The following is a 16502-nucleotide window of genomic DNA, read 5'->3' on the forward strand; positions in this document are numbered from 1 at the left end:
ATAAATGGAATGAATGAACACATGAATAACAAGCAGACATCAAAATCGAATCAGCCAGAGGTAGAAGTACCAGACGTGCCTGTTCAGGAAGAAAAAGCCATGTCTCCGGTGACAGAGGCGATCCAGCAATTTGGACAGACACAATCTCCAGCAGGAGAATCCAACATCTTCTGTATGACCATTATTGGTCAGGTGGAAGGGCATTTAATTTTACCTCCACAAAATAAAACGACAAAGTACGAACACATCATCCCACAACTGGTTGCAGCTGAGCAGAACCAGCGCATTGAAGGCATTCTGATTATTTTAAACACAGTGGGAGGAGATGTGGAGGCTGGTTTGGCTATTGCCGAAATGATTGCTTCGCTAAGTAAACCGACAGTTACAGTCGTTATTGGGGGCGGGCATAGCATCGGGGTTCCGATTGCGGTTGCCTCTACCTATTCTCTGATCGCGGGGAGTGCAACCATGACCATTCATCCGATTCGTATGAACGGACTTGTGATCGGTGTGCCTCAAACATTTGAGTACATGGAGAAGATGCAGGAACGGGTAGTGAGATTTGTGACTTCACACTCGAATATCTCTGAAGAAATGTTCAAGGAACTGATGTTTAAGACAGGTGAGCTCAACCGGGATATCGGAACAGCTGTGGGGAGTGCTGATGCAGTCAAATACGGATTGATGGATGCTGTAGGCGGGATCGGCCAGGCCATCGCCCAGTTGAATCAGCTCATAGGAGACAAAAGGCAGACGCTGCAGGCAGGGGGTTATACCCAATGACACTTTATACGGTGATGCCACCTGAACAATTATGGTCAGGGATGTGGAAAGAGGCAGAGGATACCAAAGAGATCAAGGTAAACGGATTATTGATGCAGGTCAGACCTGTAAATGAAAATGAAGCTGTCATTGTACGTTTGCTCGATTGCCCACTGGAAGCCTATCTGAATCCTGCAAATATGCCTGGTACTACAGTTCCTCTTTCGGGTAACTCGGGGCCAACATAACGTGACGAAATAAGACAAATTGATCAGGAAAAGAACATATGTACGGATTATATTTGTATGGTATAATATTCTTCTGGGGGTGACCTGATTTTGGCCAGAAGAAAAAAGAGGAAAAAAAAGGGCGCAGCATTTAGCGGCGTTTTAAAATATGAAATATACGGGATTGTGCTAATTACCTTTGCTGTTATTGCTTTGTCGGGTGAAGCAACCGTGGGACGTTCGCTTTCCAAGATGTTTGGCTTGATGCTAGGCAAGTTCTATTTTGCGATTCCGCTTATAGGAATCTACTATGGTCTAATGGTGATGATTCATCGTAAATGGCCAAGCGGTTGGACAACGCGGAAGACAGGACTCGTATTGCTGGTGTTTGCCTTAACCATGATGAGTACTGTCTCTGCCATGCACCAGAAGCTTGTTCCGGTCGGAGCGCTTGAGCCTGGTGCCGTAATTACGCAGATACATAATGATATGCAAACCGAGTTGCTCACGCCTGCTGCGCCAGGAGAACGGGATTCCATGCTCAATAAGGACATCAGCGGCGGTTATATTGGAGCAGGACAGTTTGCCTTGTTCCTTTGGCTGTTTGGCAGCTTGGGGGCAAGGTTGATTATGATCGTCATGTTCATTATCAGTTTCATGCTGATTACCAATCTTTCTTATGTCGATCTGATTCGCATCTTCCGAACCAAGGTATGGGATGCTGGGAGTGCCATGTACAAGAAGCTGGAGTCGAGACCGGCAGCGCGGGCTGTATCTAGTTCTGCGGGCAAGAAGAACGGAAACGCACGTAAGGTGGTACCTGTTCCGGTGGATGATGACGAAGATGATTACGAGGACATGCAAGATCAGCAACTGCCGAAACGAAAAGCACCGATTTTTTTTCAACTCTTTGGAAAATGGGGTTCTGATCGGGAACGGACGAAGAATGAGCGTGGATTGGATGAGGATGATTCTTTGGACACGGAACATATCGTCTACCGTGCCGAGCAGGAAAACTCTGCAGATTCATGGCATGATGAGCCGATCATCACATCCGATGCAGCGGCTCCCGCAGCAGTTCCTGTGCAATCAAGACCCAATTCAGCTCCAATTATTCGTGATTTCTTTGAACACGTTAGAGCGGAGGATGCGAGCAAAGAGGATGATTTGGACGATGCTTATCCTTTCCCGGATGATCTGACGGATAACATGCATGGAGACAAGCCTCCAATCCAGATTTCAGATGAACTGTTGGATACCAGTGAGTGGCCCGGAGCGCCAGGTACCGGATCAGATGTGATGGATACTGTTGATGGTAATTTGGATGGACAATCCAACCTAAGCGATGCCGCTCAAGGAATGGATGCTTCGGATGTGCTTGGGCAGGAAGTGCAGCCTGTTAAGCCACCGCCACCACCTCCGAAACCTTATAAGCTTCCGTCGTTCCGTCTGCTCTCCAAGCCGAACAATGGAGGCAAGGGAGGGGACCAGAAGGACTATATGCAGACTGCACGCAAGCTGGAAGCGACGCTCGAAAGCTTCGGTGTTCGCGCCAAAGTGCTTGAAGTGGTTAGAGGTCCCGCGGTTACACGTTATGAGATTCAACCCGATATTGGTGTTAAGGTCAGCAGAATTGTAAGTCTGACAGACGATATTGCATTAGCCTTGGCGGCAAAAGATATCCGAATGGAAGCACCAATCCCTGGTAAATCCGCTATCGGTATTGAGGTGCCGAATGGAGAGGTATCCGTTGTAACGATGCGGGAAGTGATGGAGACAGCCACATTCCAGGATGCGGAGTCCAAAGTAACCATTGCATTTGGACGAGATATCTCTGGTCAGACGATTATCGGTAATTTGGCTCGTATGCCCCATTTGCTGGTAGCTGGTGCTACGGGTTCAGGTAAATCAGTTTGTATCAACGGTATTATTACCAGTATCCTTTACAAAGCGAAGCCGGATGAAGTGAAGTTCCTGATGGTCGATCCCAAAATGGTCGAACTTAACGTATATAACGGTATTCCTCATCTGATGGCACCTGTCGTAACCGATCCCAAAAGAGCTTCATTGGCTCTCAAAAAGATCGTTGTTGAGATGGAGAAAAGGTATGAGTTGTTCTCCAAATCAGGCACTCGTAATGTAGAGGGTTACAACAACCTGATGAAAGACAACCCGGCGGCAGTTCTGCCGTATATTGTTGTTATCGTGGACGAGCTGGCTGATCTTATGATGGTCGCTGCGGGTGATGTGGAAGACGCCATCGCACGTTTGGCCCAAATGGCGCGTGCAGCAGGCATCCATCTGATCATTGCCACACAGCGCCCTTCTGTCGACGTTATTACTGGTGTAATCAAAGCCAATATTCCGTCCCGGATTGCCTTCGGTGTATCGTCACAGGTCGATTCTCGAACCATTCTGGATATGGGCGGGGCCGAGAAACTGTTGGGTCGTGGAGATATGTTGTTCATGCCAATGGGGGCTTCGAAGCCTGTTCGTGTTCAGGGAGCTTTCATGAGTGATGAGGAAGTTGAAAATATTGTGAATTATGTGCGTGGACAAGGTGAAGCACAGTATGACGAATCCATTGTGCCTGAGGTGGATGATTCCATTCAGGCGGCAGATGAAGTACAGGATGAGTTATATGAACAGGCGGTGCAGATTATTTTGGAGGCAAAACAAGCTTCGGTCTCTCTGCTGCAACGTCGAATGCGAGTCGGTTATACGCGGGCAGCGCGTCTAATTGACTCTATGGAAGCCCGAGGCGTGATTGGTCCTTACGAAGGCAGTAAACCAAGGGAGGTACTGGTCTCCTTGGAGCAGTACCAGCAGAACAAAATCAGCTCATAATACACGTGTATATGCATACGATTGAGGCCCTCAACCATATTGGTTGGGGGCTTTTTGCATACCAGAGGACTGAAGTTTTGCCATGATGTCCAATGATCGGATGATTTGGTGCATAGGAACGAAGTGTGCTTGTCATAATAACCTTAGCGATTCTGTTAATCCCACAAGAGAAAGGTAGAGCACAGTCGATGCGAAAAATGAACATATGGCTTTTCACTGCTATTTTGCTGATGTCCGCATTGGGAATTCGTTATTTGCTTCCTGGGAATACAGCAACTGAAAGTCCGACCCAGAATACACCGCAGGTTGAAGAGAAGTCCCTGCCCACCTTCAGTACCAACGCCGTGAAATACGGAAGTTATGGTCAGGATGTATATGAGCTGCAAGGGCGGCTGAAGTATTTGGGATTTTACAATGGTAAAATCGATAGCAATTTTGGCAGCAGTACACTGAAATCGGTAAAATGGTTTCAATCTGAATTTGGCATGAAGGCTGATGGAGTAGTTGGAGCCAAAACGAAGCTGAAACTATACAATGCCTCCAAACAATGGTCTCCAACAGAAACACCGCTGCACAAAGATCAAGGTTCGGGAGATCGTGGTGGCAACAATAATACTGCGGACAAAGAGCAAGACAATATGGGTTCAGCGAATTCCATGGGGTTGTCTGAGAACGAGATCAAAATTATGGCCAATGCCGTATATGGGGAGTCACGCGGAGAACCGTTTGAAGGCCAGGTGGCGGTTGCCGCAGTTATTCTGAATCGCGTTAAATCACCAAGTTTCCCGAATACCCCATCAGGTGTTATCTTCCAGCCGGGTGCATTTACAGCTGTTGCAGATGGTCAGATCTATCTGGAGCCGAATGCACAGGCCAAAAAAGCAGTTGAACAGGCAATAAATGGTTGGGACCCATCCGGTGGATGCCTCTATTATTTTAATCCAAAGACTGCAACATCCAAATGGATCTGGACACGTCCTCAGGTGAAAACAATCGGGCAGCATATATTCTGTATGTGATGATCTTGGAAGCAACCAGAAGGAGTGACTTCGGTTGCTTCTTGCCTTTTGATTGGGTTAAAATGGTTGTTACGTTTAAGCTTCACCATTATTGCAAGACAAATGACGCCGTAAAGGGGTTTTGACTTTTGAATACAGCAGCAGAATTTGAACGAGGCAGCCGAAAAGAGTTCCGTATACATGTTCTTCCTACGAAACGCTTCAAGACATTTGCGATATCACTTTACGCAGGAGTTCCCCTTCAGGAAGATACGGTTACCAAAGTAGCCTTAACACCTTTTGTACTTCGACGCGGGACCGAATCGTATCCGGAAACAACACAATTTCGAGAACAATTGGAGCATTTGTATGGGGCGGGTTTTGGTTTTGATGTCTATAAACGCGGTGATTATCAGATCGTACAGTTCCGTATGGATACCATCAATGATTCCTTTGTTGGCGGGGACGAGCAATTGTTGGATCGCTCCTTTGCCTTTTTGGGAGAAGTGCTTACACGTCCTGCACAGGAGGATGGACATTTCCGCACGTCTTATGTACAAGCTGAGCGGGAAACTGTCCGCAAAAAGCTTGAATCCGTCGTAAATGATAAAATGCGCTATGCAGCTGAACGCAGTATTGAGGAAATGTGCAAAAACGAACCTTATCGTTTGCACCCATTGGGTGAGCGCAAGGATTTACCAGGTATTGATCCAGATACATTGACAGCTTCGTATCAGGAATGGTTACAGCAGGCTAGCATGGACTTGTATGTGGTGGGCGACACCACACTGGAAGAGGTAGAGAATCTGGTTCAACGCTATTTTAATGTGGATCGTGCTTCTGCTGCAGATTATCAGACCCAGAAGGCCGTTCGTGGGGACAAAGAAGTGGAAACGGTCGTAGAACGTTTGAATGTTAACCAGGGCAAGCTCAATATGGGATTGCGTACGTCGATCACTTATGGCGACCCGCAGTATGCGGCTGCATTAATGTATAACGGTATTCTTGGGGGCTATCCTCATTCAAAGCTGTTTGTTAATGTTCGTGAGAAAGAAAGTCTGGCGTATTACGCATCTTCTCGTTATGACGGACACAAGGGGATCGCAACCATTCAATCCGGCATTGAAATCCCCAATTACGTAAAAGCCGTCACGATCATTAAGCAGCAGCTGGATGAAATGAAAAATGGCACAATTAGTGACCTGGAGATGTCCCAGACCAAAGCGATGATTCGTAATTTGCTTAAGGAAATGCAGGATTCTGCATTTGAGATGATCGCTTATGATTTCAACCGCCAGTTATCTGGCAAAGAGCGGACGGCCGAAGAATTGCTGGCTCAAGTAGAACAAATCAGCAAAGAAAATGTTCGTGAGGCGGCAGAACAATTCCGTCTGGATACGATTTATTTCTTGCGTGACGAGAAGGAGGAATAATCGGTGGAGAGCATAAAATACGATCGTTTGCAGGAAACGCTGTATTACGAAGTGATGGATAACGGGCTGCATGTTTATATTTTGCCAAAACCGGGATTTCAGAAGACATATGCCACGTTTGCAACCAAATACGGCTCAGTCGACAATCATTTTCGGGTCGAAGGACAGGAAGAAGTAAAGGTTCCGGACGGAATTGCGCATTTTTTGGAACACAAAATGTTTGAAGAACCGACAGGTGATATTTTTGCTACGTTTGCTTCTCATGGTGCATCTGCCAACGCATTCACCAGTTTTGACCAGACCGTTTATTTGTTTTCAGCAACGGAATTTGTGAATGAAAATATACAAACATTAGTTGATTTTGTGCAAAATCCGTACTTCACCGATCAGAATGTGGAAAAGGAAAAAGGGATCATTGCACAGGAAATTAACATGTATGCTGATAATCCGGATTGGCGTGTTTATTTTGGTCTGATCGAAGCGATGTATCAGAAACATCCGGTGCACATTGATATCGCGGGAACCGTTGAGTCCATTGGCACCATTACCAAAGAAACGTTGTATTCGTGCTATAACTCTTTTTATCATCCAAGCAACATGCTTCTGTTCGTCGTGGGTGGAGTAGATCCGCAGGAAGTAGTGGATATGGTTCGTTCGAACCAGGCGAAGAAAAATTACGAGCCTCAGGGGCAAATCGAGCGGATATTTGAACCGGAACCCGAGCAAGTGGGAGAAGCCAGACGTGAAGCAAAGTTGGCGGTTTCCCTTCCCAAATGTCTGTTTGGTTTCAAAGAAACGGATGTGGGACTTACGGGAGAAGACCTGTTACGCCGGGATATAACAACCAAGCTGATGATGGATTTGCTGTTTGGTTCCAGCACCCCGTTGTTTCAAAAATTGTATGATGAAGATCTGATTTCGGACAGCTTTGGACATGAGTATAATAGTTCGCCTCAATATGCTTTTTCTGCAATTGGCGGGGACACCAAAGACCCGGATCAATTGCTTGCCCGCATCCGAGAAGAAGTGGATGCTATGGTCGAAAAAGGATTTGATGCAGCTGACTTTGAACGCGCGCGCAAAAAGAAAATAGGTGGATACTTGCGTATGCTCAATTCTCCGGAAAACATTGCGCATGAATTCACACGTCAACAATTCCGTGGTAGTGATTTTTTCAACATGCTCCCGTTGTATGAGTCGCTTACACTGGAAGAAGTAAATCGCAGATTGAAAGAGCATATTCGCTGGGATCAGCTGGCAGTATCGCTTGTCGTGAGTCCTTGATATGGAGAGGGAAACAGGACAATTGAAGCCCATTGGGGAAATGACAGTACTTGTAACGGGCGCGAGCGGAGGCATTGGAGCTGCCATTGCAGAGCGCTTTGCCAAGGTAGGCATGAACATAGTCATTCACTATATGAAATCGCATGAAGCAGCCAATGAGGCAGCGAGAAGGTGCATGGAGCAAGGTAGCGGTAAAGTGATGACGGTATCGGCGGATCTGCGCAGTCGGGAACAAATTGAACGTATGCGTGAGAAGCTCGAATCACATGGACTGATGCCGGATATTCTTGTAAACAATGCGGGAATTTCACATTATGGATTGCTGTCTGATGTTACGGAAGAAATCTGGGATGAAGTAATGGCGATCAACCTGAAAGGCACGTTCATGTGTACGCAGGAAATGATGAAGCATATGATCTCCCAAAAATACGGTCGAATCATTAACGTTTCATCTATCTGGGGACTGTCTGGTGCCTCTTGTGAAGTGTTGTATTCCACAACCAAGGGCGGGGTAAATGCATTCACCAAAGCTTTAGCCAAAGAGCTGGCTCCATCTGGTGTAACGGTTAATGCCGTTGCTCCAGGTGCAGTTCAGACCTCCATGTTGAATCATTTGGACCAAAGTGAACTGAAAATGCTGGAAGAGGAAATTCCGGCGGGCAGACTAGCACAGCCTGACGAAATATCTTCACTGGTGTACTTTCTTGCACTGCCTGAGTCCGGGTACATTAATGGCCAGATCATAAGCCCGAATGGTGGTTGGCTTACTTAATAAAATTTGGTGCGAATTCATTTTGTGCTTATCTCCGTCAAATCGATCCTGCTGAATTTGCTGGTCAAAGCTAATCTTCAATTACTTCAAAATTGCTCGTATATAAACGGTCCCGAAAGCACATATTACAACTGTTGATTTTAAATCTCATGCGTCAGCTAAGGAGGATTTATCATGTCAACAGAAAAAACAGTGCTCTCAAGTTTTGACACATGGAAGAAGTTTTTGGGTGACCGCGTGATGCAAGCAGAGAAGATGGGGATGAGTGAAGAAACCATCAACAAACTTGCATACGAAATCGGTGACTTCCTGGATGAGAAAGTCGATCCGGCGAACCATTCCAACCGGGCATTGAAAGAATTATGGGATGTCGGCGATGCAGATGAGCGTCGTACGATTGCGTGCCTGATGGTCAAATTGGCCAAACAAAACGCATAAGAGTTCAGATGGAAAGCTCCCGCAAGGGGGCTTTTCTCTAATGATTACAAACGGATTACAGAGCTGTTCTTGTAATTCATTTTCATTTTATATATCATTAACGTGACCCATTTTTAGAAGATGTCTCAGATTGACGTCCAGTGGATGCGTTCTGTTGCTGTCGAATAATGTGGAATAATGCTTTACGGGGTGTTGAAATGGAATCTAAACAATGGTACATGGAATATAAAATACATAAGAACAGACCCGGTCTGTTAGGGGATATTGCTTCTATGCTGGGGATGCTTGAAGTGAATATATTGACCATTAACGGCGTGGAGGGCAAAACCCGGGGCATGCTGCTGGAATCGGATGATGATGAGAAGATTCGTCTGCTGGGTGAAATGCTTGGCAAGGTGAACAGCATAACCGTGTCTGCTTTGCGTCAACCCAAATTGGTAGATATTTTGGCTGTTCGTCATGGTCGCTATATTGACCGTGATTCGGACGACCGCAAGACGTTCCGTTTTACAAGGGACGAACTTGGGTTACTAGTGGACTTTTTGGGTGAAGTATTTAAAAGGGAAGGCAATCAGGTTATCGGATTGCGGGGAATGCCGCGTGTAGGCAAAACGGAGTCGATTATTGCGGGTAGCGTATGTGCAATGAAACGCTGGACGTTTGTTTCTTCTACACTGCTTCGTCAGACCATCCGGAGCCAAATGTCAGAGGACGAATTGAATCCAAACAATGTGTTTATCATTGACGGAATTGTCAGTACCATCCGTTCAAGTGAACGGCACTATAATCTGTTGCAGGATATTATGACGATGCCTAGCACCAAAGTCATTGAACATCCGGACATTTTTGTCCAGGAATCCGAATATGATTTTAACGATTTTGACATTATTATTGAACTTCGAAACAATCCAAATGAAGAAATTATTTATGATACGTTTACGGGTAGCTACACCGATGAACTGTAACGCTCCGTACGGAATCATGAAATAGATAAGCAACAACTTAAGAGATAAACATAAGGAGGAGATGGCATGTCTGAACTGGGTCAGCAGTTAAGGGAGGCCCGGCTGCAAAAAGGGATGAGTCTTGACGATGTACAGGAAATGACTAAAATTCGCAAGAGGTATTTGGAGGCCATAGAAGCAGGAGACTACAAAGTGCTGCCTGGCAGCTTCTATGTGCGTGCTTTCATCAAAACCTATGCGGAAACGGTAGGACTGAATCCTGATGAGCTGCTGGAGGGACATAAAAAAGATGTACCTGCAGAAGAAACGGAAGCAACAATGGAACCGGTTATTCAGAAGCGTTCAAGTCGGCCGGTTGAACGCAGTAACCGTTGGATGTCGGTTGCGCTAATGTGGACATTTCCAGTTTTAATTCTTGTGCTGTTGTATGTGTATGTAGTGATGAACAAGGATGCTTCGGATCCACAGGGACTGGATCAAACCAAGATTACAGACAGCCAGCAGCAGCCTCAGGACAAACCGGATAAGCCTGCAGATAATGGCCAAGCTACTAATCCTCCAGCTGATGAATCAGGCAGCGGTCAAACCAATGAAGGTCAGGCTGGCGGTAACGGTGGCGGAACTACAGAAGGACAGACAGATGGGCAAAAGGATGGAGGAACGGGCGGACAGACGGACGGGGCAACGCCGGATAGTAACGAAGTGAACCCAACTGATAACCCGTCATCTGCTGTAACAGTCGCTGAAGACGGAAAATCAGGCAATATTACGAACTTTAAAGTGAACGGCAGTGCGGGTAAGCCTGTAACGGTTACGATTAAAGCAACAGGAAATAGCTGGCTGGAAGTATATAAAGGCGAAAACTCTAGCGGAGAGAAGTTGGAGTATGGCAATACCGCTGACGGTGACAGCTATACGTTTGAATTGGACAGTACAGGAATGTACATTAAGTCCGGTTACGCTGCAGCGACCACCATTGAGGTTGGTGGTCAGGTCGTAACAGATGGTAAGGCGACGAACCGAATCCGTTTAAAACTTGGGGATGACACAGGAAGTACTGCTACTTCCACTGGACTTGAAGGCAATACTAGTAATAGCACAGAAGGAGCAACCGACGGCTCCACCACTGGCGGCGAATAACCAAGTCGACTGCGGGAGACAATAATTTTGTCTTAACTTGCAGTCAACTTTTGGTGAAGTGAGGTGGATGGCTGTGACAGTCAGCTGGATCGTAACAGGTTTAGGGATTATTGTCAGCCTCCTGGGTTATTACTTAACCCCAACTGCCTGGGGTTATGGGATTTTGGGCTTTGGGCTTGCGCATATCCTTCTGGGTGTGCTCGATATGTTTAGACAGCCCAATCGCAGCCGTTATTAGAAAGGCAGCTGTATGAAGAGCATTTTTGGCAACCACTTGGAGTGGCGCCAAAAATGCTTTTTTATTTTGAAATACTTCGTAAAATTAGACTTTTGCTTGACGTATCCTCTATAATGTTACAGAACATACGATTAACTGAAAGGGTGACTGGTTTTGAGTTCAGAAAATTCATTTGATATCGTGTCCAAAATGGACTTGCAGGAATTGACAAATGCCGTTACACAAACGGAAAAGGAAATTGGCACGCGTTATGACTTCAAGGGCAGCAAGAGCAGTCTGAAACTGGATAAGGATGCGTTAACGATCGTATCTGATGATGAGACCAAACTCAAGGCTGTCATTGACGTACTGCAATCCAAAATGGCTAAGCGGGGTTTACCTTTGAAAAACATTGATTATGCCAAAGTAGAGCCGGCTTCTTCAGGTACAGTCCGCCAGCGTTTGAATTTCAAGCAGGGGATTGATCAGGATATCGCCAAAAAAATCAATATTCTGATTCGCGACTCCAAGTTGAAAGTAAAAAGTCAGATTCAGGGAGACCAGCTCCGGGTAACAGGTAAAAGTAAAAATGATTTGCAAGCAGTCATGCAGCTGTTAAATGGGGCGAATCTGCCACTGGATTTGCAATATACAAATTTCAAGTAATATGGGTTATTACAGCCATGCTTGTTTTTTGACACTGCAATTGGCGTATATTATACTAAGTGTGCATTGCTGGCAGATAAGCATCAAAGCCCAGTCATCATCGTTTGCTGACTTTGTGAAAAGCAGTACATCTTCTGGAAGTCACCGGAACGTTTTAAACGGGTTTTGCGTTTGAGCGGTTGACTTTATTTTTTGCGTTTTTACATAGTGAGAGCACTGTAGTGCTGATTGACAGCGAAAAACTGTAAATTCATGTTCCGGATGATGAATACGGGATTAAGATGAATGTTTGGAGTATTGGAGGATAAGAGGGAGGGCGTCTTGTGAATTTACCCAACCGGATTACGCTTGCACGAATTTGCTTAATCCCTTTTTTAATGGTGTTCCTGCTCGTTGATTTTCCGTTTTATCCAGAACCGTTGCAATTGGGAAGCTTCTCGCTTCCATATAATCAATTGATTGCTGCTGTTATTTTTATCATTGCAGCTAGCACAGATGGAATTGATGGGTATCTGGCTCGGAAAAATAATATGGTCACCAACCTGGGAAAATTGCTTGATCCGCTGGCTGACAAGTTGTTGGTTACGGCGGTGCTGATTTCACTTGTAGAAATGGGCAAGCTGGATTCCTGGATTGCTGTCGTAATTATAAGTCGTGAGTTTGCGGTTACCGGATTGCGTCAGATTGCACTATTGGATGGGTCGGTTGTCGCAGCAAGTGCCTGGGGCAAGTTGAAGACTGTCGTGCAAATTGTAGCTATTGTGCTGCTATTACTGAATAATTTCCCGTTCTCATTCACGGGTGTTCACGTAGACATTATCGCCGTTTGGGCTGCAGCGATTATTACCATCTGGTCAGGCATTGATTACTTTATCAAAAACAAAAATTTGCTGCATATATCAAAAGCGTAACTGTTTGAGGTAAAAAGGGGTAATCATGAAGGAATCATTTGCACAAAGGGCAATAGGAAACCATCCTATTGCCCTTTGATCACTCACCATGTACAGGAGGATGTTGAATGAAGGCAGAAATCATTGCAGTTGGCACAGAGCTGCTGCTTGGACAAATTGTGAATACCAATGCCAGATATCTATCCCGTGAGTTGGCTGCGATCGGGATTGATGTATATTTCCAAACGGTGGTTGGTGATAATCTGAATCGACTTAGTGAAGCCATTCGCATCGCTCAAGGACGTGCAGACGTCATTTTATTTTCCGGGGGCATCGGTCCTACACAGGATGATCTGACCAAGGATGCAATCGCGGAGGTTTTGAATCGGAAGCTGCATATAGATCGAATGGCCATGGACAAAATTGAGAGCTTCTTCCGAGACCGCAATGTGGACATGACAGAAAATAATCGTCGTCAGGCGATTGTAATAGAGGGCGGGACCCCACTGGCAAACGAAACAGGTCTTGCAGCAGGAAATGCGATATCTGACAATGGCAAACATTATGTGGTAATGCCTGGTCCACCAAAAGAGCTCATTCCCATGTTCGAACAGGAAGTCAAACCATGGTTGTTCCAGCATGTACTTACAAAAGAAATGCCGATCTATTCGAAAATGTTGAAGTTTGCAGGGATTGGCGAATCAGCATTGGAAGACCGACTCCTTGATCTTATAGATGCACAGACAGACCCTACGATTGCCCCCTATGCAAGTGAGGGAGAAGTTACAGTACGGGTATCGACCAAGGCTCCGAGTGAAAATGAGGCCAAGCTGAAGCTGGATGCCATGGAAGTTCAGATTCGGGAACGATTGCCAGAACATCTCTACGCGAACGAGGATGTGCCTATAGAGTACACTATTGTAACGATGATGTCTGATATGGGTTTGTCTCTTAGCGCGGCGGAGAGCTGCACAGGAGGGCTTGTCATGCAGAGCCTGACTTCCATTCCTGGCAGTGCATCCATGCTTAAGGGCGGAATTGTTTGTTATTCCAATGAGATCAAGGAAAAGCTGCTCAATGTGCCGCATGACTATCTGGAAGGTGAAGATGCACCTGGTGCAGTAAGCCCGGAAGTTGCCAAAGTGCTTGCAGAGCAGATCCGCATGATCGGCGATGCAGATTTCGGTCTGTCTGTTACAGGTGTCGCTGGGCCTGGTTATTCGGAACGGAAACCGCCAGGACTTGTTTTTATTGCGTTGGCTGAACGTGGAAAAGAAACAGAAATTCATGAACTGCGCATTAATGGAAATCGGGAGACGGTTCGCATCCGTTCAGCAAAAGCGATTCTCTACCGTTTGTGGCGTAAACTTGTGGAAATGGACTAAGCACCTCGGATTGCATTTGCAAGTGGAAGCAAGTATACTTAAAAAAGACGGAAGAACCGTAGAATCAGGCTTTAGAGCCTTGTTTACGGTTCTTTTTTCTGTTTAATGGAAAGTTTCCCTGAGGAAGAGGCGCCTCGGCCTTCACAAAAAAAACGAATGTATGTTCGAAAAAAAGCTTGGCAAACGTGTAAAAACAAGGTATCATTATCTTATAAACAGTAAAGGGTGTGAGCTTATTGTCAGACCGTCGTGCCGCGCTTGATATGGCGCTCCGTCAAATAGAGAAGCAATTTGGTAAAGGATCCATCATGAAACTGGGTGAGTCGACTCATATGAATGTGGAAATCATACCCAGCGGTTCCTTGGCTTTGGATATTGCATTAGGAACAGGCGGCTTGCCTAAAGGCCGTATTGTTGAAATATATGGACCGGAATCCTCTGGTAAAACAACTGTAGCATTGCATGCGATTGCTGAAGTACAACGAGTGGGTGGACAAGCTGCATTTATTGATGCCGAGCATGCTCTTGACCCACAATATGCAAGTAAGCTTGGGGTTAACATTGATGAATTGCTTCTGTCTCAGCCAGATACGGGTGAGCAAGGGCTTGAAATTGCAGAAGCTCTTGTACGTAGTGGCGCTGTGGATATTGTCGTTATTGACTCTGTGGCTGCACTGGTACCAAAAGCAGAAATCGAAGGCGAAATGGGTGATTCCCATGTCGGTTTGCAAGCGCGTTTGATGTCTCAGGCACTACGTAAGCTGTCTGGTGCAATCAGCAAATCCAAAACAATTGCAATCTTTATCAACCAACTTCGTGAAAAAGTCGGTGTAATGTTTGGTAACCCAGAGACGACACCTGGTGGCCGTGCTCTGAAATTTTATTCCACGGTACGTCTGGATGTACGTCGTATTGAGAGTATCAAATCTGGAAATGACATGATTGGTAACCGTACACGTATTAAAGTCGTGAAAAACAAAGTAGCACCTCCGTTTAAACAAGCGGAAGTAGATATCATGTACGGTGAAGGCATTTCCAGAGAAGGCAGTATCATTGACATTGGTACAGAGCTGGATATCGTTAACAAAAGTGGTGCATGGTATTCTTACGAAGGCGAGCGTTTAGGCCAAGGCCGTGAGAACGCGAAGCAGTTCATGAAAGAGCATAAAGAGATTGCTGAAATCATTGAACAAAAAATTCGTGAAGCCAGCAACCTGACAACTGCTGTTCCTGCGCCAACGACTGAAGATCAACAAAAAGAAGCGGCAGAAGAACAAGAATTATTTGAAATTAACGAGTAACCCTCTGGCCTCCGAAGCTTGTTTAATTGAGCCTGGCTTGATTTAGATGCTAAGGTGACTGGGTGTGTACTCGCGCGTCGAACAGCCTCTGTCCGAATGGACAGGGGCTGTTGGCACGCTTATTGTTAGTGAAAGGCCGGACACTGTTTCCGGCCTTTTATATTAGCCGGATGTCATTTGTGGTTACGTTAAGCGTGCTTTAGTGACGCTGCGTTGTCTCAAGGAAGATGTGCTATGTTTATTTGAAGAAATCTTTTGTTTTGCTGTGTGCTTTGAGACAGATCATGCAGTTCAGTACAAAACGATGTGGAAGGGGAGAACTGAATGGATCAACATGATGAGGATTTATATGAAGAAGCAGAGCTTGAGGGAATCTCACAATTCCCGGATAACGAAGAACTTACCATCACACGGGTTGAACGTACAAAGAGCAGGGAAGCTCGTTACCGAATTACTTTTGGTTTATACTCAATCACGGTTCTTGAAGATGTGATGATTAAATATCGGATGACCCGAGGCAATACGTTTATGAAGAAGGACTTGGAAGATATCATTGTAGCTGACGAGCGACAACGGACGTATGTGCAGTCTTTGCGATATCTGGAGCATAAACCACGCACGCGCCACGAATTAAGTCAGAAGCTTCGTCAGAAAGAGTTTGCTGCACCCTTGATTGAAGAGGCACTGGACCGGCTTGAGAGGGAGGATTTGGTTGATGATGAACAGTTCGCGAAGGAATGGACCAGACAGCGTATGGAGGGCCAGCGGAAGGGAAAACTGTGGATAAGGCAAGAGCTGCGTCAGAAGGGCATTGCCAATGAGCTTATTGCGGAAGCGCTGGAAGGTATAAGTGCGGATACGGAATTTGAGACGGCTTTAACCGCCGGACGCAAAAAGTGGAATCAGGTCAAAGGAGACATCAAGGAAAAGAAACGTAAAACGCTTCCCTTCTTGATGCGGCGGGGTTTTTCCATGGATATGGTGCGCCGGGTCGTGAATTGTATAATTGAAGAAGACGAGGCGGGGGACCCCGAAGAAGACGAAGCGTTGTTATGGGATTAGCAGAGAGGACTCACTATACTGCATTCTCTTGACAATTTCTTTCGTCAAATACTAAAATGGACATGAGTCTGTAAGAAATGGACAACCCTTTTTCCTTCCAAAAAAGCGGTTTCTG

The 16502-nt window shown here is 45.8% G+C and carries 16 protein-coding genes; all 16 read left to right on the top strand.

Annotation, left to right across the window (positions count from 1 at the left end; genetic code table 11):
• Nucleotides 1-21: 21 nt before the first annotated feature.
• Entirely contained in the window at nucleotides 22-783 is a 762-nt protein-coding gene (locus tag ACFTRD_RS07740) for a ClpP family protease (RefSeq protein ID WP_379381224.1), read from the top strand.
• A complete protein-coding gene (locus tag ACFTRD_RS07745; RefSeq protein ID WP_379378534.1) occupies nucleotides 780-1010 on the top strand; it encodes a YlzJ-like family protein in 231 nt (76 codons plus the stop codon). Before ACFTRD_RS07740 ends, ACFTRD_RS07745 begins: the two co-directional genes overlap by 4 nt.
• A 90-nt stretch (nucleotides 1011-1100) precedes the next feature.
• Nucleotides 1101-3836, top strand: coding sequence for an FtsK/SpoIIIE family DNA translocase (locus ACFTRD_RS07750; RefSeq protein ID WP_379378536.1), 2736 nt, complete (start codon nucleotides 1101-1103; stop codon nucleotides 3834-3836).
• 188 nt (nucleotides 3837-4024) lie between these two features.
• The gene (gene sleB, locus ACFTRD_RS07755) at nucleotides 4025-4855 is read left to right on the top strand and encodes a spore cortex-lytic enzyme (protein WP_379378538.1); all 831 of its coding nucleotides are present in this window, start codon (nucleotides 4025-4027) and stop codon (nucleotides 4853-4855) included.
• Between the two features lie 128 nt (nucleotides 4856-4983).
• Nucleotides 4984-6267, top strand: coding sequence for an EF-P 5-aminopentanol modification-associated protein YfmF (yfmF, locus tag ACFTRD_RS07760; protein ID WP_379378540.1), 1284 nt, complete (start codon nucleotides 4984-4986; stop codon nucleotides 6265-6267).
• Nucleotides 6268-6270: 3 nt separating this feature from the next.
• Nucleotides 6271-7551: an EF-P 5-aminopentanol modification-associated protein YfmH gene (yfmH, locus tag ACFTRD_RS07765; protein ID WP_379378542.1), complete on the top strand. Its 1281-nt coding sequence runs from the start codon at nucleotides 6271-6273 to the stop codon at nucleotides 7549-7551.
• A gap of 1 nt (nucleotide 7552) precedes the next feature.
• Nucleotides 7553-8323 carry an elongation factor P 5-aminopentanone reductase gene (gene ymfI / locus ACFTRD_RS07770; RefSeq protein ID WP_379378544.1) on the top strand — a complete coding sequence of 257 codons (771 nt, stop codon included), beginning with the start codon at nucleotides 7553-7555 and terminating at the stop codon, nucleotides 8321-8323.
• Between the two features lie 174 nt (nucleotides 8324-8497).
• Complete coding sequence (locus tag ACFTRD_RS07775; protein WP_379378546.1) at nucleotides 8498-8761, top strand: DUF3243 domain-containing protein; 264 nt, start codon at nucleotides 8498-8500, stop codon at nucleotides 8759-8761.
• Between the two features lie 197 nt (nucleotides 8762-8958).
• A complete protein-coding gene (locus ACFTRD_RS07780; protein WP_247902207.1) occupies nucleotides 8959-9726 on the top strand; it encodes a DUF3388 domain-containing protein in 768 nt (255 codons plus the stop codon).
• 66 nt (nucleotides 9727-9792) lie between these two features.
• Nucleotides 9793-10866 carry a RodZ domain-containing protein gene (locus tag ACFTRD_RS07785; RefSeq protein ID WP_379378549.1) on the top strand — a complete coding sequence of 358 codons (1074 nt, stop codon included), beginning with the start codon at nucleotides 9793-9795 and terminating at the stop codon, nucleotides 10864-10866.
• A gap of 73 nt (nucleotides 10867-10939) precedes the next feature.
• Nucleotides 10940-11104, top strand: coding sequence for a hypothetical protein (locus ACFTRD_RS07790; protein ID WP_379378551.1), 165 nt, complete (start codon nucleotides 10940-10942; stop codon nucleotides 11102-11104).
• Between the two features lie 153 nt (nucleotides 11105-11257).
• Complete coding sequence (locus ACFTRD_RS07795) at nucleotides 11258-11749, top strand: YajQ family cyclic di-GMP-binding protein (RefSeq protein ID WP_253433904.1); 492 nt, start codon at nucleotides 11258-11260, stop codon at nucleotides 11747-11749.
• 323 nt (nucleotides 11750-12072) lie between these two features.
• Nucleotides 12073-12660, top strand: coding sequence for a CDP-diacylglycerol--glycerol-3-phosphate 3-phosphatidyltransferase (pgsA, locus tag ACFTRD_RS07800; RefSeq protein WP_379378554.1), 588 nt, complete (start codon nucleotides 12073-12075; stop codon nucleotides 12658-12660).
• A 107-nt stretch (nucleotides 12661-12767) separates the two neighbouring features.
• Nucleotides 12768-14024, top strand: coding sequence for a competence/damage-inducible protein A (locus tag ACFTRD_RS07805; protein ID WP_379378556.1), 1257 nt, complete (start codon nucleotides 12768-12770; stop codon nucleotides 14022-14024).
• A 236-nt stretch (nucleotides 14025-14260) separates the two neighbouring features.
• Nucleotides 14261-15325 (top strand): recombinase RecA, encoded by a 1065-nt coding sequence (gene recA, locus ACFTRD_RS07810; RefSeq protein WP_062326113.1) that lies wholly within the window; start codon nucleotides 14261-14263, stop codon nucleotides 15323-15325.
• A gap of 324 nt (nucleotides 15326-15649) precedes the next feature.
• On the top strand, nucleotides 15650-16387 hold the full coding sequence (locus ACFTRD_RS07815) for a regulatory protein RecX (RefSeq protein ID WP_379378558.1): 738 nt from the start codon (nucleotides 15650-15652) through the stop codon (nucleotides 16385-16387).
• The last annotated feature ends 115 nt before the right edge of the window (nucleotides 16388-16502 follow it).

The organism is Paenibacillus sp. NPDC056933 (assembly GCF_042674385.1).
In the GTDB taxonomy this organism is placed as follows: Bacteria; Bacillota; Bacilli; order Paenibacillales; family Paenibacillaceae; genus Paenibacillus.